The organism is Rhizobium leguminosarum, from assembly GCF_001679785.1.
GTDB lineage: Bacteria > Pseudomonadota > Alphaproteobacteria > Rhizobiales > Rhizobiaceae > Rhizobium > Rhizobium leguminosarum_R.
Genome location: NZ_CP016286.1, coordinates 2,638,273 through 2,655,615 on the forward strand (window position 1 = coordinate 2,638,273; position 17,343 = coordinate 2,655,615).

Annotated in this window: 20 protein-coding genes and 2 pseudogenes; 11 read left to right on the top strand and 11 right to left on the bottom strand. The window is 61.7% G+C overall.

The window, feature by feature from the left end; all coding sequences use genetic code 11:
* The first annotated feature begins 46 nt into the window (after window positions 1-46).
* Window positions 47-1,189 carry a PQQ-dependent sugar dehydrogenase gene (locus BA011_RS13190; RefSeq protein ID WP_065280800.1) on the top strand — a complete coding sequence of 381 codons (1,143 nt, stop codon included), beginning with the start codon at window positions 47-49 and terminating at the stop codon, window positions 1,187-1,189.
* A 4-nt stretch (window positions 1,190-1,193) separates the two neighbouring features.
* Here BA011_RS13190 and BA011_RS13195 read toward each other — a convergent pair whose 3' ends face one another.
* The gene (locus tag BA011_RS13195) at window positions 1,194-1,664 is read right to left on the bottom strand and encodes a DUF3052 domain-containing protein (protein ID WP_065282528.1); all 471 of its coding nucleotides are present in this window, start codon (window positions 1,662-1,664) and stop codon (window positions 1,194-1,196) included.
* Window positions 1,665-1,762: 98 nt separating this feature from the next.
* On the opposite strand from BA011_RS13195, the gene BA011_RS13200 reads away from it, so the two are divergent.
* The 3 genes from BA011_RS13200 to BA011_RS13210 all read left to right on the top strand — a co-directional run bounded on the left by BA011_RS13200 (window position 1,763) and on the right by BA011_RS13210 (window position 3,949).
* A complete protein-coding gene (locus BA011_RS13200; protein ID WP_065280801.1) occupies window positions 1,763-2,653 on the top strand; it encodes a DMT family transporter in 891 nt (296 codons plus the stop codon).
* 486 nt (window positions 2,654-3,139) lie between these two features.
* Window positions 3,140-3,355, top strand: a complete 216-nt coding sequence (locus tag BA011_RS13205) for a cold-shock protein (protein ID WP_003561293.1) — start codon at window positions 3,140-3,142, stop codon at window positions 3,353-3,355.
* A 141-nt stretch (window positions 3,356-3,496) separates the two neighbouring features.
* Window positions 3,497-3,949, top strand: a complete 453-nt coding sequence (locus BA011_RS13210; RefSeq protein ID WP_186806432.1) for a BA14K family protein — start codon at window positions 3,497-3,499, stop codon at window positions 3,947-3,949.
* Window positions 3,950-4,095: 146 nt separating this feature from the next.
* On the opposite strand, the pseudogene BA011_RS13215 reads toward BA011_RS13210, so the two are convergent.
* Window positions 4,096-4,988, bottom strand: a pseudogene (locus BA011_RS13215) (oxidoreductase).
* A 34-nt stretch (window positions 4,989-5,022) separates the two neighbouring features.
* On the opposite strand from BA011_RS13215, the gene BA011_RS13220 reads away from it, so the two are divergent.
* A complete protein-coding gene (locus BA011_RS13220) occupies window positions 5,023-5,478 on the top strand; it encodes a winged helix-turn-helix transcriptional regulator (RefSeq protein ID WP_186806433.1) in 456 nt (151 codons plus the stop codon).
* On the opposite strand, the gene BA011_RS13225 is transcribed toward BA011_RS13220, so the two are convergent.
* Genes BA011_RS13225 through BA011_RS13235 form a run of 3 tightly spaced genes read right to left on the bottom strand, consistent with a single transcriptional unit; the run spans window position 5,475 to window position 8,069 of the window.
* Complete coding sequence (locus BA011_RS13225; protein WP_011652932.1) at window positions 5,475-6,851, bottom strand: ATP-binding protein; 1,377 nt, start codon at window positions 6,849-6,851, stop codon at window positions 5,475-5,477. The two genes, BA011_RS13220 and BA011_RS13225, sit on opposite strands and share 4 nt — an antisense overlap.
* Window positions 6,852-6,875: 24 nt before the next feature.
* Window positions 6,876-7,577, bottom strand: coding sequence for a response regulator (locus BA011_RS13230; RefSeq protein WP_011652933.1), 702 nt, complete (start codon window positions 7,575-7,577; stop codon window positions 6,876-6,878).
* Complete coding sequence (locus BA011_RS13235) at window positions 7,578-8,069, bottom strand: MarR family winged helix-turn-helix transcriptional regulator (protein ID WP_065282530.1); 492 nt, start codon at window positions 8,067-8,069, stop codon at window positions 7,578-7,580.
* A gap of 238 nt (window positions 8,070-8,307) precedes the next feature.
* Between BA011_RS13235 and BA011_RS41575 the strand changes: the two are divergent.
* A pseudogene (locus BA011_RS41575) lies at window positions 8,308-8,575 on the top strand (aminotransferase class IV); the annotation flags it as partial.
* Window positions 8,576-8,678: 103 nt separating this feature from the next.
* On the opposite strand, the gene BA011_RS13240 reads toward BA011_RS41575, so the two are convergent.
* Window positions 8,679-8,948 carry a hypothetical protein gene (locus BA011_RS13240; protein ID WP_003541697.1) on the bottom strand — a complete coding sequence of 90 codons (270 nt, stop codon included), beginning with the start codon at window positions 8,946-8,948 and terminating at the stop codon, window positions 8,679-8,681.
* A 183-nt stretch (window positions 8,949-9,131) separates the two neighbouring features.
* Window positions 9,132-9,749, bottom strand: a complete 618-nt coding sequence (locus tag BA011_RS13245; RefSeq protein ID WP_065280803.1) for a DUF1236 domain-containing protein — start codon at window positions 9,747-9,749, stop codon at window positions 9,132-9,134.
* A gap of 287 nt (window positions 9,750-10,036) precedes the next feature.
* On the opposite strand from BA011_RS13245, the gene BA011_RS13250 reads away from it, so the two are divergent.
* Window positions 10,037-10,696, top strand: a complete 660-nt coding sequence (locus tag BA011_RS13250) for an MBL fold metallo-hydrolase (protein WP_027664129.1) — start codon at window positions 10,037-10,039, stop codon at window positions 10,694-10,696.
* Between the two features lie 13 nt (window positions 10,697-10,709).
* On the opposite strand, the gene BA011_RS13255 is transcribed toward BA011_RS13250, so the two are convergent.
* From BA011_RS13255 to BA011_RS13270, 4 genes are all read right to left on the bottom strand, one after another.
* Window positions 10,710-11,051: a tRNA-binding protein gene (locus BA011_RS13255; protein ID WP_065280804.1), complete on the bottom strand. Its 342-nt coding sequence runs from the start codon at window positions 11,049-11,051 to the stop codon at window positions 10,710-10,712.
* Between the two features lie 10 nt (window positions 11,052-11,061).
* Window positions 11,062-11,889 (bottom strand): pyrroline-5-carboxylate reductase, encoded by an 828-nt coding sequence (proC, locus tag BA011_RS13260; protein ID WP_065280805.1) that lies wholly within the window; start codon window positions 11,887-11,889, stop codon window positions 11,062-11,064.
* A gap of 1 nt (window position 11,890) precedes the next feature.
* Window positions 11,891-12,391 carry a YbjN domain-containing protein gene (locus BA011_RS13265; protein ID WP_003541709.1) on the bottom strand — a complete coding sequence of 167 codons (501 nt, stop codon included), beginning with the start codon at window positions 12,389-12,391 and terminating at the stop codon, window positions 11,891-11,893.
* 389 nt (window positions 12,392-12,780) lie between these two features.
* On the bottom strand, window positions 12,781-13,041 hold the full coding sequence (locus tag BA011_RS13270) for an accessory factor UbiK family protein (protein ID WP_003541711.1): 261 nt from the start codon (window positions 13,039-13,041) through the stop codon (window positions 12,781-12,783).
* 202 nt (window positions 13,042-13,243) lie between these two features.
* On the opposite strand from BA011_RS13270, the gene lgt reads away from it, so the two are divergent.
* From lgt to BA011_RS13290, 4 genes are all read left to right on the top strand, one after another.
* Window positions 13,244-14,092 (top strand): prolipoprotein diacylglyceryl transferase, encoded by an 849-nt coding sequence (gene lgt / locus BA011_RS13275; RefSeq protein ID WP_065280806.1) that lies wholly within the window; start codon window positions 13,244-13,246, stop codon window positions 14,090-14,092.
* Between the two features lie 18 nt (window positions 14,093-14,110).
* Window positions 14,111-15,211 carry a class I SAM-dependent methyltransferase gene (locus tag BA011_RS13280; protein ID WP_065280807.1) on the top strand — a complete coding sequence of 367 codons (1,101 nt, stop codon included), beginning with the start codon at window positions 14,111-14,113 and terminating at the stop codon, window positions 15,209-15,211.
* Between the two features lie 111 nt (window positions 15,212-15,322).
* Window positions 15,323-16,117, top strand: coding sequence for a peptidoglycan editing factor PgeF (gene pgeF / locus BA011_RS13285; RefSeq protein ID WP_065280808.1), 795 nt, complete (start codon window positions 15,323-15,325; stop codon window positions 16,115-16,117).
* Between the two features lie 5 nt (window positions 16,118-16,122).
* A complete protein-coding gene (locus tag BA011_RS13290; RefSeq protein ID WP_065280809.1) occupies window positions 16,123-17,274 on the top strand; it encodes a M24 family metallopeptidase in 1,152 nt (383 codons plus the stop codon).
* The last annotated feature ends 69 nt before the right edge of the window (window positions 17,275-17,343 follow it).

Here is a 17,343-nt window from a genome sequence, read left to right on the forward strand (position 1 = left end):
CCCTGCCCGCTCCACGTTCAGCCTGGATAGACGACGGGGATGCAAGATGAAGAGAATGTCCGCCTTCCATTTCGCCGCAGCGCTGGTCCTGCTCGGCACCGTATCGGCGGATGCAGCCGATACCATCAACACGCAGGATCTCGCCGTCCGTGTCGACAAGCTCGCCGACGGCCTCGAACATCCCTGGGCGGTCGAGGTGTTGCCCGATGGCGCCTATCTCATCACCGAGCGGCCTGGCCGCATACGCATCGTCCGCGACGGCAAAGTCTCCGAGCCGATCGGCGGCGTGCCCAAAGTCAGCGCCCGCGGCCAGGGCGGCCTGATGGACGTGGCGCTCGCTCCGGACTTTGCGACATCTCGCAAGCTCTATTTCACCGCCGCCATCGCCAACAGCCAGGGCTCCGGCACCGAAGCCTTCAGCGCCACGCTTTCCACTGACGAGAAGACACTCGACGCCGTGACGCCTATCTTCAGCATGCGGCGCTTCACGTCAGGCAATATCCAGTACGGCTCGCGCATCGCGATATCAGGTGACGGTACCCTGTTCATCAGCGTCGGCGATCGCGGCAACCGCGACCGCTCGCAGAACTGGCAGGACGATGCCGGCTCGATCATCCACATCAATGCCGATGGCAGCATCCCTGCCGGCAATCCGTTCAAGGACGGCGGCAAGGCGCTGCCGGAAATCTGGTCGAAAGGCCACCGCAACCCGCAGGGCATCACCTTCGACGCCAAGGATGGCAAGCTCTATACCGTCGAACACGGCGCACGCGGCGGCGACGAGATCAACCAGCCCGAGGCCGGCAAGAATTACGGCTGGCCGATCATCAGTTATGGCCGCAATTATTCAGGCTCTGAGATCGGCGAAGGGACGGCCAAGAAAGGGCTGGAACAGCCGCTGCATTATTGGGATCCTTCGATCGCGCCTGGCGCCCTCATCGTCTATCGCGGCGCCATGTTCCCGGAATGGGACGGCAATTTCCTCGTCGCGGCGCTGAAGTTCCAGTTGCTCTCGCGCATGCAGCGTGACGAAACCGGCGCCTTCGTCGCCGAGGAGCGCCTGTTCAAAGGCGAATACGGCCGCATCCGCGACGTCGTCGTCGCCCCCGACGGCGCGCTGCTGATGGTGACGGACGAGGACAACGGCGCATTGCTCAGGATCTCGAGAGCCCAAGCCCGTAACGGCTGAGACGTCACAACGCGCCGCGCAGTTCCTTGCGGATGACGAATTTCAACCCGGACCAGATCTCGTCGACGGCGCAGACCTTGACGTCGACCAGACCGGTTGGGAGCAGAACATCCCGCAGCACGTCCTCGGTGATATCGGTCGAAACCCGTGAACTCTTCTTCGGCCAGGAGATCCAAACCATACCGTCCGGTCTCAGGACACAAAATAGCGCGGGCGCGATGGCCTCCAGCGCCGCACGTTCCGTCGTAAACAGATGCACATAGTCGAATGCACGTTGAGGCGTCTCGGGAAGCGTGTGGACGACCGAAGCAAAACCGTCGAAACCATTGATGTCGCCGATCGATTCGGGAATGCCGAGAAGAGCGGCTGCCTGCCCCTGTGCGAGGCCGAGTTTCCTGACGAGCGGCGTGCCGGAATAGCCTGCTGTCCCAGCTACCGCCGCATCGCCGGCCGGCTTCCGTTCCTCGCGTCGCACGTCTTCACCTCCGTCAACCGGCACGAAGTCTTCACCCTTGCCGAAAGCAAACGCAACTGCTAACCGCTCGGGCACAGCTCCTTCCCATCGAGGACGACATGACGCGCGTTCAGGCGAACCTCCTCCTATTGCTTGCAGCTGCCATCTGGGGCGGCGGCTTCGTCGCGCAGTCGACGGCGATGAAGGCGATCGGCCCCTTCTGGTTCATCGGCCTGCGTTTTGCCGTCGCCACCCTGGCCGTGCTGCCTTTTGTCCTTTTTGAAGCGCGCAAGGCAAAGGAGAAGACCAGCGCGCGCCATGCGAAGCTCTACATCCTGATCGGCCTGGCCCTTTTCGGCGGCGCAGCCACGCAGCAGGTCGGACTGCAGACGACGACGGTGACGAATTCCAGCTTCATCACCGGCCTCTACGTCGTTTTCGTGCCGCTGATCGCCGTGTTCTTCCTGCGCCGTGCCCCGCATTGGATCATCTGGCCGGGGGCGCTGATGGCGGTCACCGGCATCTATCTCCTCTCCGGCGGCCATCTCTCGGCGCTGACACCTGGCGATCTGCTGACCGTCGTCTGTGCCGTCTTCTGGGCGATTCAGATCACCCTTGCCGGCACGACCGTTTCCGAGACCGGAAGACCGCTCGCACTCTCCGCCACGCAATTTGCCGTCACCGCAGTCTGTGCGCTGGCCGTTGCCGCAGCCGTCGAACCAGTCAGCCTTTCGGCAATACAGGCCGCGGCGCCGGAGATCCTTTATGTCGGCATCTTCTCCTCGGGCGTGGCTTTCGTGCTGCAGGTGATCGGCCAGCGCTACACGACGCCCTCGCAGGCCGCGATCTTTCTTTCTTCCGAAGCGCTCTTCGGCGCCTCGCTTGCAGCCCTGCTGCTCGGCGAAACGATGCCGGTAACAGGTTATGCAGGTTGCGCGCTAATGTTTATCGCTATGCTTGTGGTCGAACTCGTGCCGGGATTGACCCGCCGACGCCAGCCAGCCACGTGAACACGCGTCCAAATATGGGTGAGTCACCCATCGGAAAAAAAATTTATCGGATGCGGGAGACGCGTTCACGTTGCATTTTTGGGAAAATCTGCTCGGAACTTATATTGCAGACGATATAAAACGTTAATCATTCCCTATCGGCGAAGGAAATTTTGCGTTTTTGCGCAAATTGGATATCGGCAGGGGTGTGCCCAGAACGACACGTTAAAAAACTTTTGCTTGCCAAAATCCTTTAATCGCAGCACTCTCAGCGCGTTCGGGCATTTTGCGAGCATGGGAAGTCCTTAAGTATTTGCGCGCCGGGAACGCTAATATTCCGGTCAGCCGGTTCCAAAAATGGCGGGCGAAAGTCCTGCCTGGAACAGGCCGAGGTAGAGGGGACCTTTTTCTCAAATTTCAAGAATTGCCTGCCAACACCTCCTGCAAGGAGGCAATGCTATGATGCTGCCCGTGTGGATGGCGGGCAGAGAGAAAAGGACCTGAGGCATGGCAGAGACTGGCACTGTAAAATTCTTCAATACCGACAAAGGCTTCGGCTTCATCAAGCCGGACCGGGGCGGCGCCGATATCTTCGTTCACATTTCTGCCGTTCAGGCCTCCGGCCTGGCCGGTCTGACGGAAAACCAGAAGGTAAGCTTCGACACGGAGCCGGATCGCCGCGGCAAGGGCCCGAAGGCCGTCAATCTGCAGATTGCGGGCTGAACCCTTAACAAGGCTGGCGAATTCCAGTTGAAGCCCGGCAGCAATGCCGGGTTTTGTCGTTCAGCCTTCGTTCAGCTACAGATCTGTACCACTGTAACCATCGAGAAAGGAACCGGCGTTCGGTTCCGGGATTAGGATTTTATGCTTATGAACAGGCTCGCCAAAACCCTTCTGCTGACAGCAACCGCTGCCGCGCTCACGCTTTCCGCCATCGGTGAAGCGTCGGCCCGCGACCGCCACTGGCGCCGTGATCACGGCCGCAACGATGCACTCGTCGGCGGCGCCGTTGGCCTCGCCACCGGCCTGATCGTCGGCTCTGCCATCGCCAATGCCAACAACGGTCCGGTTTACGAAGAGCGCCGCTACATCGACCCGGCCTACGAGCCGGATTACTACGAGCCCGCTCCGGTCTATCGCGCCCCGCGCCGCGTCTATGTCGATCAGCCGCAATATTACGCGCCGGTTCGCACATCGGTTGAGCCCTGGTCGCCGCAATGGCAGCGCTACTGCTCCTACCGTTACCGCTCCTTCGATCCGCGCAGCGGCACCTATATCGGCTATGACGGCCGCAGCCACTTCTGCACCGCCGGCTGATCCCCCGATTATCCTCAACGCCAAGCGCCGCTTCTCAGCGGCGCTTTTGTTTTGCCTGCGTCAGCCGGCCTTCTTTTCCTAGAGCATGATGCCAAAAAGTGTGCGCGGTTTTCGGACGACATCATGCTCTATTTCTTTGATTTAGATCAGGATTCAGATTTTAGGCCGATCGGGCCTAAAATCGTCCTGATCTGGGGCATGGAGTCGGCTTCGGCATCGAAATCGGTCGAGACGCTGACGGTGCGCCACATCCGATCAGCTTCGATACGCGCCGCATCCGCCTTTTCGACATTGCGTAGCGCATCGCTGCCGAGCAACAGCCGGAACGGCGGCTCTTTGAGACCGGCGATGTGGATGACGACCGCAGCCGCTTTGGCAGGATCGCCAGGCTGGCGACCATCGTATTCACGCTGGAAGCGCACCGTGGCGCCGACCGTCTCCGCATAGTCCTGCCGCCCTTCGGCAAGCACCGTCGAGGAGCCGGCGAAATCGGTCCTGAAGCCGCCGGGCTCGATCACCGTCACCTTGATCCCGAATGGCGCGACCTCCTTCGCCAGCACCTCGGAAAAACCCTCGACACCGAATTTCGCCGCCGAATCGGCGCCGCGCCCGGCAGGTCCGATCCGGCCGCCGACGGATGAGAACTGGATGATGTGCCCAGCTCCCTGCCCGCGCATCAGGGCGATAACCGCCTTGGTCATGATGATCGTGCCGAAGAGGTTGGGCTCGATCTGGGCTCGAAAATCGGCGAGGCTGGTATCCTCGATCGAGCCGACATTGCCGTAGCCGGCATTGTTGACAAGCACGTCGATGCGCCCGACCGCTTCACACCCGCCTCGACTGCCGCCGCTGCCGCCGCCTCGTCGGTCACGTCAAGCGCCAGCGTCAGCACCTGATCGCCATACCGCTCGGAAAGATCGGCAAGCTGGCCGGGATCGCGCGCTGTCGCCACCAGATTGTCGCCGGAGGCCAAAACCGCCTCCGCCAGTGCCCGGCCGAGACCGCGCGAACTCCCTGTTATCAACCAGACCCTGGACATCGGAAACCCTCCTTCTTTGGTTCCCGGCTCATGTATGGTCTACTGTATCCAATCGAAAGAAGGTACCCAGACGATCTATACACACCTTGAGGTAACTGACGTGAGCAGCGACATGTTCGATTTCTGCAGCATGGCGGACGAACAGGATGCGCGGGCCCGCGAACTGATCGAGCGGGCGGCAGCGAAATGGCCGCTGCGCATCCTGCATGTGCTCTCCGATGCTGGCGCACCCCTGCGCTTCGCGCGCCTTATGGAGAGGGTCGAGGGCATCAGCCAGAAAGTGTTGACGCAGACGCTACGCACCCTCGAAAGAGATGGCCTCATCATCCGCTCACTCTATCCCGAAGTGCCGCCGCGCGTCGAATATGAGTTGACGCCGCTCGGACGCGACCTCCTCATGCAGGTCGCCGCGCTCTGGCGCTGGATCGTCGAACACATGGACGATTTCGATGCACGCAAAGCCGTCAAGCTGACGGTCGCCCGTGCCTAAGCCGGGATGCGGATCGTGGCCCTCAGCCCGCCGAGCGGGCTGTCACTGAGCGTGACGTTGCCGCCGTGGCTGCGGGCGATGTCGCGGGCGATCGCCAGGCCGAGCCCGGTGCCTGATGCATCGAGGTTGCGCGCCGTATCCAGCCGGAAGAACGGCTTGAACACGTCCTCGCGATTCTTTTCGGGAATGCCCGGACCGTCATCGTCGAAGATGACGGTCAGCCATTTGGCATTGTGCTTGGCCTCGATGTCGAGCCTATCGGCATACCGCCGAGCATTCGAGGCAAGGTTGGTGACGAGACGCATGAAGGCGTTCGGCCTGACGGAGATATCGTCATCGCCTTCGATGGAGTAGCTGAATTTTTTGCCGTGCAGGGCGAAATCGGATTCCAGCTTGGCGAAGATCTCACTGAGTCTCAGCTCGCCGACATCCTCTTCGACCTCGCCGCGTGCAAAGGCCATATAGGCCTCCAGCATGGTCTGCATGTCGTTGACGTCATCGTTGAGGCCATGCAGGTCGGGATTGTCGCCGGCCAGCGCCAGCTGCAGCTTGAAGCGGGTGAGGATGGTGCGCAGATCATGGCTGACGCCGGAGAGCATCGCGGTGCGCTGCTCGATCTGCCGTTCGATTCGCTCGCGCATCAAAATGAAGGCAAGGCCGGCGCGCCTGACCTCGTCGGCGCCGCGCGGATAGAAATTATCGGGCTTCTGCCCCTTGCCGAAGCTTTCGGCCGCGCGCGCCAAGGTGAGGATCGGCCGGATCTGCCCGCGCAGGAAGAGGATCGAGATGCCGATCAACACCAGCGAGGTGCCGACCATCCAGACGATGAAGATATGCGTGTTCGAGGCATAGGTCTGGCTGCGTTTCGTCAGCACCCGCAGGATCTTGTTGTCGAGTTTGATGCGGATCTCGACGAGGTTCGAGTTGCCGACCGTGTCGATCCAGAAAGGCCGATGGATCTCGTCAGTGATCTCGTCGCTGAGGATGCCGTCGAGGATCGAGAAGAACGGCTTGACGCGCGGTGGCGGCAGGTCGCCGTCCGGCTCGATCGAGATCTGCAGGCTGAGCTGGTCGCGGGCGATGCGGATGATCTCGCTATAGTCCGAATTCTGCGGATAGGTCTCGATGATCTCGATGATCGCGGCGATGTCACGGGTAACCGCAAGCGACAGCCGCTCCGTTACCATTTGCCAGTGGCGCTCCATGAAAACGGCGGCGACGACGGATTGCAGGAGCACCATCGGAATGATGATGATCAGCAGCGAGCGCGCGTAAAGTCCGGTCGGCAGCCGCCGGCGCAGCCAGCGGACGATCGAGCGCCAGCCCGGCGCAGAAGTGCGGTCTTCCCGCCGCAAGCTGTCGATCGTCACCATCAGCGCCGGTCCCGAACCTTGAGTTTAGTCGATGCTCAGCCTGTATCCGATGCCGCGCACGGTCTGCAGCCAGACGGGATTGGCGGGATCGTCCTCGATCTTACGCCTCAGCCGGTTGATCTGCACGTCGATCGTCCGCTCGCCGACTTCGGTATCGTTGCCGATCAGTTCATGGCGGGGGATCGTGTCGCCGGCGCGCCGCGCAAAGAGCAGCATGATCTCCTGCTCGCGGTCGGTGAGCCGGATCACCTCACTGGCTTTCTTCAGCTCCTTGCGGGTCAGCGAGAAAGTGTAGGGGCCGAACATCACCTGTTCGATCTTCGGTCCCTCGCCCCCGGCGTTGCGGCGCAGGATGTTGTTGATGCGCAGCACCAGTTCGCGCGGGTCGAAGGGCTTGGAAAGATAGTCGTCGGCGCCCGCCTCAAGGCCTTCGATGCGGTTGCCCGATTCTGCCAGCGCCGTCAGCATGATGATCGGGACGTTCTTGATGGCGCGAAGCCCGCGGGTAACCTCGATGCCGGATTCGCCGGGCATCATCACATCCATGATGATCAGGTCGAAGTCGAGACCCGCAAGCTTGCGCTGCGCCTCGGCGCCGTCGGCGGCGACGGTGACGCGGAAGCCGTTCTCGGCGAGATAACGATTGAGCAGCGCACGGATGCGGGAGTCGTCATCGACCACCAGCAAGTGCGCCGCATCATCGGAAATATCTGTCTTGACCGCCATTCAATCCGCCTTCTGTCTGTCCCGCATGCCGCTGAGGAAAGCTTTTACGCTCTCCCGCACCTCCGCAGAAGCCCCTTCGAATGCCCGCTCAATGCGGCGCGATTGCGGCTCGGCAAGGGCAAGCGCCAGCTCTCGTCCCGATTTCGTCGGATAGAGCTTGCGCTGCCGCCGGTCTTCAGGACCTGCCACCTGGCGAATATAGCCTGAGTCGATCAGCTGTTTCAGCACCCTTGCAAGGCTCTGCTTGGTGATCTTCAGCGTTTCGAGAAGATCGGCTACCGTCATGCCGGGATTGCGGTTGACGAAATGCACGACGCGGTGATGCGCCCGACCGAAGCCGCTCTTTTCGAGGATAGCGTCAGGATCGGAAACGAAGTCGCGATAGGCGAAGAAGAACAGCTCGATGATCTCGAAATCGATGATATCAGTATCTTCCATCGGCGTGGCTAGCGGCTCCGGCTTGCCTGCTTTCGGGCCGGTCTGTCGTGACACTCGGCATTTCCTTTCTTTTTCCGCGCGCTGCCGGAAGTTTTCGCGAAGATATGTCAGCCTCATAGACATAAATTTGCGTCGCTATTAGCTTCCGCGAACTCTGCGGGAGCCCCGTACGGCCTCTCATTTCCCTGGCATTTCCCTGGAAACCAAGGTCCGTCTGGCACTCCCACGCAATACGCGTTTTCCCCTTGCGTCTGTGGATAAAACGTAATTGGGACAACAATCAACAGGCATGGCGCGTGAAGCGCCGGAGGAGTCTGGGGAGATGATGCTCGATTATCTCGGTCAGGTCACTGAGGCGACCGGCGCCAACATCTTCTTCATCAAGGATGGCGTCATTCACACGCCGACCCCGGATTGCTTTCTGAACGGTATCACCCGCCAGACGTCATCAACCCGGTTTCCGAAATCGGCCCGTATCGCTTCACGCCGTCGACGATCTCGAAACACGGATGAACGATCACATGAAGGAAGTCTATCCGGCGGTGGTCGCCGCCGAATAAGACCCTCACGCAATCGGTCGGGCTACCGCATAATTCTTTAAATCGGAATCGATTTAAGGAGGCAGCAGTTCAAAGTGCTAAAGATACAGACCCGTCGGGCCTTTTATCTATGCGCCCGTGCCATGACCAGTCCGGCGAGCGTCGAGAGAATGCCGCCGCCGATCAAGCCGCCGATGCCGTCGGCGATCAGGCCGGTCATAGCCGCTTCCCCACCGACCATGCTGAGCAGCATACCGCCGGCAACGCCGCCGATCGCACCCGCGATCGTACGGGCGACGACATTGATCGCCTGCTGCTTCAAAGCGGCGCTCGCGGCGTTGCCGCCAATTGCACCGGCAATCAATTGTGTGATGAGCGGAAGTAGCGCTTCCATGATTTCCTCCTCTGGCGATCTCCCCGACCGCCGATCTATGCCGAACCTTCAGCACATTAGTATATTATCATATTTCGGAGGAAAACGTTAAGAAAAATCAACCGATGCGGGATTAAGGCAGGGAGAAGCGCCCCGGAACGAGGCGGTCCGACGTCCGCCTCGCCTCAGTTTCTGTCGATCACGTCACTGATAGACGTAGACGATCCGGCGTGTACCGGGATCGACCAGCACCGGCCGGTCGTTGATCCTGGTATAGCGATACTCGTAATCCGGGATCGACTGGAAGGTGACATCGGCAGGCACTTCCGCGCCGACGACGACGTCACCGCCGAGTTGCACCGTCTGGCCTGGATTGGTCTCGATGTAGGTGCGGACTGTCTCCGGTGGGGTGATGGTCTCGACCGCACCGACGGGGCCGAGCAACTCATCGCCCGGTGCCGGCTGCGGATCGGCCGGGACGACACTCGCGGTCGACTCGTAAGTCACGCTGGGAACGCCGATCTCGGCGCGGTGTTGTTCGACGATAACAGAGCTGCCGCCATGATCGACCTGCAGATAATCGGCATAGACCCAGCCGCGCATGCCGTTGACGTCGACGCGGCACCAGCGGCTGCCTTCGATGCAGCCGTCGAGCACCGCGGTCGAGCCGCGGGTGGCAAGGCCGACCGAGGGATATTGCGGGCCCGGGCCGGCGCGAACGTTGAGATCATTGACCGTTGTCGCCATCATCTCCGCCTGCGCAAGACCGCCGCTCGCCAGGAGCACGGCTCCAGCCAACAGAATGTTTCTCTTCAAGGTCATATGAGCGTCTCCTTGGTTTCGATGGGCTGACAACGCGCGGGGTTCCACGATGTTCCCCGGCACTCCGCCCAGCGAAACGCCGCTTGTGGGAGATTTCATCCAAGTGCCTTGAAGAATTGAAGAAAAATCGATTTTTCCGCTCTACGACAATGGCGAAGAGAGGCATAAACTCTTGTTTCAGTCCGTCTTTTTGCCGTGAGGCAGGCCGCAATGGCGGAAGATTCCGGCTGTCCTTGCCGTGGTTTCGGACTATACCCGAAGCAACAGAGACACGAAGCGAGGCACATATGGGCATGCTCCAGGCCGGCATCATTCCGGTGACACCCTTCCAGCAGAACTGCACGATCTTCTTCGATCCCGATACCAAGGAAGGCGTCGTCGTCGATCCCGGCGGCGACGTGCCGCTCATCCTGCAGGCGATTGCCCAGAACGGCCTGACCATCAAGGAAATCTGGCTGACACACGGCCATCTCGACCATGCGGGCGGCGCCAGTGAATTGAAGGAGGCCCTCGGCATCGACGTGGTCGGCCCGCATCAGGACGATCTGCCGCTGCTGCAACGGATCGAAACGCAGGCTGAAAAATACGGCATATCAGGATTGCGCGACGTCGTGCCCGACCGCTGGCTGAAGGATGGCGACAAGATCTCTTTCGGCGCCCATGAATTCGAAGTCTATCACACGCCCGGCCATGCCCCCGGCCACGTCATCTATTTCAACCGTGCGCAGAATTTCGCCCATCTCGGCGACGTGCTTTTCAACGGCTCGATCGGCCGCACCGACCTGCCCGGCGGCAATCATCAGCAGCTTCTCGATTCGATCCGCGACAAGGTATTGCCGCTCGGCGACGACGTCGGCTTCATCTGCGGCCACGGCCCCGGCAGCCGCATCGGCGACGAGCGGCGAAGCAATCCATTCCTGCAGGAGATCAGACCTCGGAGTATCTGATGCGAGCTCGCGCTCACATCATCTTTCGGCCGTTCGGCACCGGCTGTTCGACCGCAGCAAGCACTATCGCGCCGTTCTCGTTCTCGAATCCCAGCGTCAGCACTTCCGAGCGGAACGGCCCGATCTGGCGCGGCGGGAAATTGACGACGCCGAGCACCTGCCGGCCGATCAGGCTTTCCGGCGTATAATGAACGGTGATCTGCGCTGAGGATTTCTTATTGCCGATGTCAGGACCGAAATCGATCAGGAGTTTGAACGCCGGCTTGCGCGCCTCCGGAAAGGGACTGGCTTCGATGATCGTGCCGACGCGGATATCGACACGCTCGAAATCGGCGTAGGTGATATCTTCTGCCATATGGTCTCCGTCAGCCAGCCAGTTCCTCGGCCCGCTTGCGCGCCGCCGCAAGGGCTGCGTCGAACAAGGGCTGCATGCCGTCTTCGGCCATCAGCACGGCGAGCGCCGCCGCCGTGGTGCCGCCGGGAGAGGTCACATTCTCCCGCAGCCGCGAAGCGTCGTCGGGGGACTGGTGCATGAGTTCACCAGCCCCCGCGACTGTTTCCCGCGCAAGACGCATGGCGAGGTCCGCCTGCAGACCGAGTTTACGGCCTGCCTCCGCCATACATTCGACGAGATAGAATACATAAGCCGGACCGCTGCCCGAAAGCGCCGTCACGGCATCGATATCGGCTTCCGCCGGCACCCATTCGACAGGCCCCGAGACGCGCAGAAGGGAATGGACGCGTTCGCGCTGCGGATCGCTAACCCTTGAATTCGCAAAAGCGCCGGTAACGCCGCGCCCGACCATGGCTGGTGTGTTCGGCATGGCCCGCACCATGGCGGCCTTGCCGAGATGTTTCTCGAGGAAACCGAGCGTCTTGCCGGCCGCGACCGAGACGACGACCGTGTCTGGCCCGACGGCACTCTTCACCGCCGGCAGCACCGCCTCCATCACCTGCGGCTTGACCGCCAGGAACAGCACGCTTGCCTTCAAATCCGTGGGAAGCGCGGTCAGATGGGTCGCGCCAGCCTCGCTGATCGTCGAAAGCATCGCCGGCGATGGGCCTGGATCGACAACGATGACGGCCGAGCCCGGAACGCCGCTTTTCAGCCAGCCGGAGAGCATCGCCCCGCCCATGTTTCCGGCACCGATCAGAACGACGGGATGTGTCGAGGAGAAAGCCTTCGTCGGCATCTTAAGCCTCGCCGACCGTTTCAAACAGCACGGCTTCCATCGCCTTCGTCGCTTCCATGCCGGACCAGACGACGAACTGGAATGCCTGGAAATAGGCCTCGCAGGTGTCAAGCGCGCTGGAAAGCAGCACCTCCACCTGGCGATTAGTAGGCTCCGCACCGCCGGCAAGCAGCAGCGATTGGCGGAAAATCACGACATCTTCCTGGCGCCAGAGGTCGAAATGACCCATCAGCACCTGCCCGTTGATCGCCGAGAGCAGCTTGACCACCTCGTTGACCCTGATGTCGGGAACTTTGATATCGAAGGCGCAGCCGAGGTGCAGCGCCTCGAATTCCTCCATCCAGGAGAAGGAGACGTGGTAGTCCGTCCAGCGGCCCTCGACCGTCATCGCGATCTCGTCCTCGCCGGACCGCTCGAACGACCAGTCGTTGTTGGAGGCAACGTACTCGATCATATCGACCGGGTTCGACTGACGCTCGACTTCCAATTCCATCAGGTTCATGCAGCACCTTCTTGACCGGAACGAATGCGACCTAACTTGGTGTACGAACACAAGAAAGACACACGCAAAATACCGGAACCACCACTCGGATGATCGTTGAACCGCTGCCAGACTTAACGCAGATAACCTGCCCGGAGCTTACCACGTCGCTTCGAATCATCATTTAAAATCAGTGTATAGCGCCCCTGGTCCCCTGCCAGCCCCCTGAACGGAAAATAGGACCGGCCACTGTGGAAAGGCTCTTCGAAATTCAATTCAGAAGGGAGAATAAGCGACTCTGCGAATTGGCTTTTTTGGCAGTGTCCACAGGTGGAAAACTCACCTGGTTTTTTTACGGAAGATGCGGCGTGTGGCATGAAGGCAACGCCGCATCTGTGTCGTATCGGGACTTAAGCGCCCTCGCCGGCAAGCTTCGCCTCGAGTGCTGCGATGCGGGCGGCAAGCGCCTCGTTCTCGTCGCGTGCCTTGATCGCCATCTCGCGCACGGCCTCGAACTCCTCGCGCTTGACGATGTCCATGCTGTTCAGCCAACGCTCCGCCTGGGCGTTGAAGGCGGTTTCGATCTCCTTGCGGACGCCCTGGGCGGCACCGGCCGCATCGGTCATCAGCTTGGCGAATTCGTCCATGATGCGGTTCGTTCCGGTCGTCATGGCGTTTTTCTCCCTTCGCATGAGGTGAATTCAGCCCTTCAGGGCCTCGGGGATTGAGGTAGGGCTTCGCCATCGACGATGCAAGCGCTTTACACGGGATAAGCTTGCCGGAACCAGCCCGGGAATGGGCCATCACGAACAATGGACTTGACCGTCCGGGATCGCAGCGGCATGTTCCGCGCAACTCAACAGGTGGAAAACCTTGCCGACAGCAGCCGATCTCCTTGCCATCATGCCTTTCCCGGATATCGATCCGATCGCCTTTTCGATCGGTCCGCTGGCGATTCACTGGTACGGTCTCGCCTATGTCGCCGGCATCCTGCTCGGCTGGGCGTATGCGTGCCGCATCGTCGCCAATGACAGTCTCTGGCCCGGCAACGTCTCGCCGATATCAAAGACGCATCTCGACGATTTCATCGTCTGGGCAGCGCTTGGCGTCGTCCTCGGCGGTCGTCTCGGCTATATTTTCTTCTATGACCTCCCCGCCGTCCTGCGCACTCCCGTCCGTGCGCTCGAGATCTGGAACGGCGGCATGTCCTTCCACGGCGGCCTGACCGGTACGACGATCGCCATGATCCTCTTTGCCCGCCGCAACGCCATCCCGGTCTGGAGCCTGTTCGACATCGTCGCCGCCGTCGTTCCCTTCGGTCTGTTCTTCGGCCGCATCGCCAATTTCATCAATGGCGAGCTGTGGGGCCGGTTGACCGACGTGCCCTGGGCCGTGGTCTTCCCGACCGGTGGTCCCTTCGCCCGCCATCCGAGCCAGCTTTACGAAGCCGGCCTCGAAGGCATCGTTCTGCTCCTGGTGCTGGCCGCCTTCGTCTATGGCATGCGAGCGCTGAAAAGCCCCGGCTTCATTACAGGCGTCTTCGTTTGCGGTTATGCACTGTCGCGCATCTTCGTCGAATTCTTCCGCGAGCCTGATGCCCAGCTCGGTTACCTCGTCGGCACGAACTGGCTGACCATGGGCATGGTGCTCTCCTTCCCGATGATCCTGCTTGGCCTCTGGGCGATGCTGCGGGCCCGCCGCCAGGCTGCGCTGCAGCTCTGAAACGGCAGGACGCGCGACATGACCACCGCTCTAGGCGAAAAGATCAAGGCGATTATCCAGGCCAACGGCCCGATCAGCGTCACCGATTATTTCTCGCTCTGCCTCGCAGACCCCGAACACGGCTATTACCGCACCCGCGAGCCCTTCGGCCGTTCCGGTGATTTCGTCACCGCGCCGGAGGTCAGCCAGATCTTCGGCGAGATGATCGGCGTGTTCATCGTCCATGCGTGGCAGCGCCATGGCACACCGACAGACGTCCGCCTCGTCGAGATCGGCCCCGGCCGCGGCACCATGATGGCCGACATGCTGCGCGTCATCTCCCGCATCGCTCCACCGCTTTTCGACGCCATGACCGTGCATCTCGTCGAAACCAGCGAGCGCCTGCGCGATGTCCAGAGCCAGACGCTCGAACCCCACGGCGAGAAGATCACCTGGCACGATGGCTTCGACGAAGTACCATCAGGCTTCACGCTGATTGCCGCCAACGAACTCTTCGACGCCATCCCGATCCGCCAGTTCGTCCGCATGCCGACGGGGTTCCGTGAGCGCATGGTCGGTATCGACGCCGATGGCGAGCTGACTTTCGCCGCCGGCGTCGCCGGCCTCGATCCTACCTTGCTGCCCGAACCGGTGCAGAACGTGCCGGTCGGCACCCTCTTTGAGATCTCGCCTGCCCGCCAGGCGGTGATGATGGCGATCTGCGAGCGGCTGCGCGCCTTCGGCGGCACGGCGCTTACGATCGACTACGGCCATCTCGTCACCGGCTTCGGCGATACGCTGCAGGCCGTGCGCATGCATGAATTCGACCCGCCGCTCGCCCATCCCGGCGAAGCCGATCTGACGAGCCATGTCGACTTCCAGCAGCTCGCCGAAACGGCGCTTGCGGCCGGCCTCCATCTGAACGGCGCCCTGCATCAGGGTGATTTCCTGACCGGTCTCGGCATCCTCGATCGCGCAACCGCCCTCGGCCGCGATCGCGAGCCGCAGACCCAGCAGGTCATCCAGGCGGCGGTCGAAAGGCTCGCCGGCGCCGGTGAAGGCCGGATGGGCGAACTCTTCAAGGTGATGGCGGTCTCCTATCCCGCCCTCGATCTCATGCCCTTTCGTCCGGTGGATTGACAGGGCGCACGCGGCTGGTTCAACATCCGCCCGAAACAAGAACTTGAAGCGCGCCGCATATGCGATGCGCTTGGGATAATAACAAACCCCTCGAAAACCCCGGAATCACAGATGCAGGACGCGGCCTCTCCCGCACCGATCGAAAGCGTGCTGCTGAACGAAGCGACGGGCGCCACGATCCGGCACGGATATTTCACTCGGGCCGGCGGCGTTTCGGAGGGGCTGTATCGTGGCCTTAACGTCGGCCTCGGCTCCAGCGACGAACGCGACAAGGTCCTGGAAAACCGCTGTCGCGTCGCCGCCTGGTTCGGCTTGCCGGTCGAGCGGCTGGCAACCGTGCATCAGGTCCATTCCCCCGATGTCGTGACGATCGGCGCCGATTACGACGGCGCCCGTCCCGATGCGGATGCGATGGTAACGCGCACCCCTGGCATTGCGCTTGGTGTGCTCGCCGCCGATTGCGGACCCATCCTGTTTGCCGACCCCGGCAATCGCGTCATCGGTGCTGCCCACGCCGGCTGGAAGGGCGCGCTGACGGGCGTGCTCGAAAACACCATCGCCGCCATGGAGGCACTGGGTGCGGACCGCGCTCGCATCGTCGCTTGCCTCGGCCCCTCAATCAGCCAGGCGAGCTATGAGGTCGGCCCTGAGTTCGTCGAGCGTTTCGTCGCCGAAAACCCGGAGGACGAGCGCTTTTTCGTGCCTTCCGCAACGCCCGGCCACGCCATGTTCGACCTGCCGGCGCTGACCGTCGACCGGTTGACGAAAGCCGGCGTGCGTGCGGAAAGCCTCGGCCTCTGCACCTATCCGGACAACGAGCGCTTCTTTTCCTACCGCAGGACGACACATCGCAAGGAGCCGGATTACGGCCGCCAGATTTCCGCGATATCAATCAGGGAGACTTGAGCAGAATGGCACTGCACTTCGAAAAGGCCGAATTCGCAAGCCGGCTTGCGCGCCTCACCGAGAAGATGAAGGAAGAAAAGCTCGACGCCTTGCTGCTCTTCGCCCAGGAAAGCATGTACTGGCTGACGGGCTACGACACCTTCGGCTACTGCTTCTTCCAGACGCTGGTCGTCAAGAGCGACGGCACCATGGCGCTGATCACCCGCTCGGCCGATCTTCGCCAGGCCAGGCATACCTCGATCCTCGAGGACATCCATATCTGGGTCGACCGGGTCAATGCCGACCCGACGCTCGACCTGAAGAACCTGCTGGTCGAGATGGACCTGCTCGGCGCCCGCATCGGCATCGAATATGATACGCACGGCATGACCGGCCGCGTCGCCCGGCTGCTCGACGCGCAATTGACCACCTTCGGCCAGATCGTCGACGCCTCCTACCTCGTCAGCCGCCTGCGCCTGATCAAGAGCCCGACGGAGGTCGCCTATGTCGAGCGTGCCGCCGTTCTCGCCGACGATGCGCTCGATGCCGCGATCCGGCTGACAAAACCCGGCGCCGACGAGGCCGATATCCTCGCCGCCATGCAGGGCGCGATCTTTTCCGGCGGCGGCGACTACCCCGCCAACGAGTTCATCATCGGCTCCGGCGCCGACGCCCTGCTTTGCCGCTACAAGGCCGGCCGCCGCAAGCTCGACGCCAGCGACCAACTGACGCTCGAATGGGCCGGCGCCTATGCGCATTACCATGCCGCCATGATGCGCACGATCGTCATCGGCGAGCCGACGCATCGCCACCGCGAGCTTTACAACGCCTGCCGCGAAACAATCGAAGCGATCGAGACCGTGCTCAAGCCCGGCCAGACCTTCGGCGATGTCTTCGACATGCATGCCAGGATCATCGACGAGCGCGGCCTGGCCCGCCACCGGCTGAATGCCTGTGGCTATTCGCTCGGCGCCCGCTTCTCGCCCTCCTGGATGGAGCATCAGATGTTCCATGTCGGCAATCCGCAGCCGATCGAGCCGAACATGTCGCTCTTCGTGCACATGATCATCGCCGATTCCGATACGGGCACGGCGATGACGCTCGGCCAGACCTATCTGACGACTGCGGATGTGCCGCGCGCGCTATCCCGCCATCCACTCGATTTCATCGGGCTCTGACCGGTGAGAATCCGGAATTGACAGACGACCGTCCCCACCCGCATAAATTCGGGTGGGGCTGATTGCGAT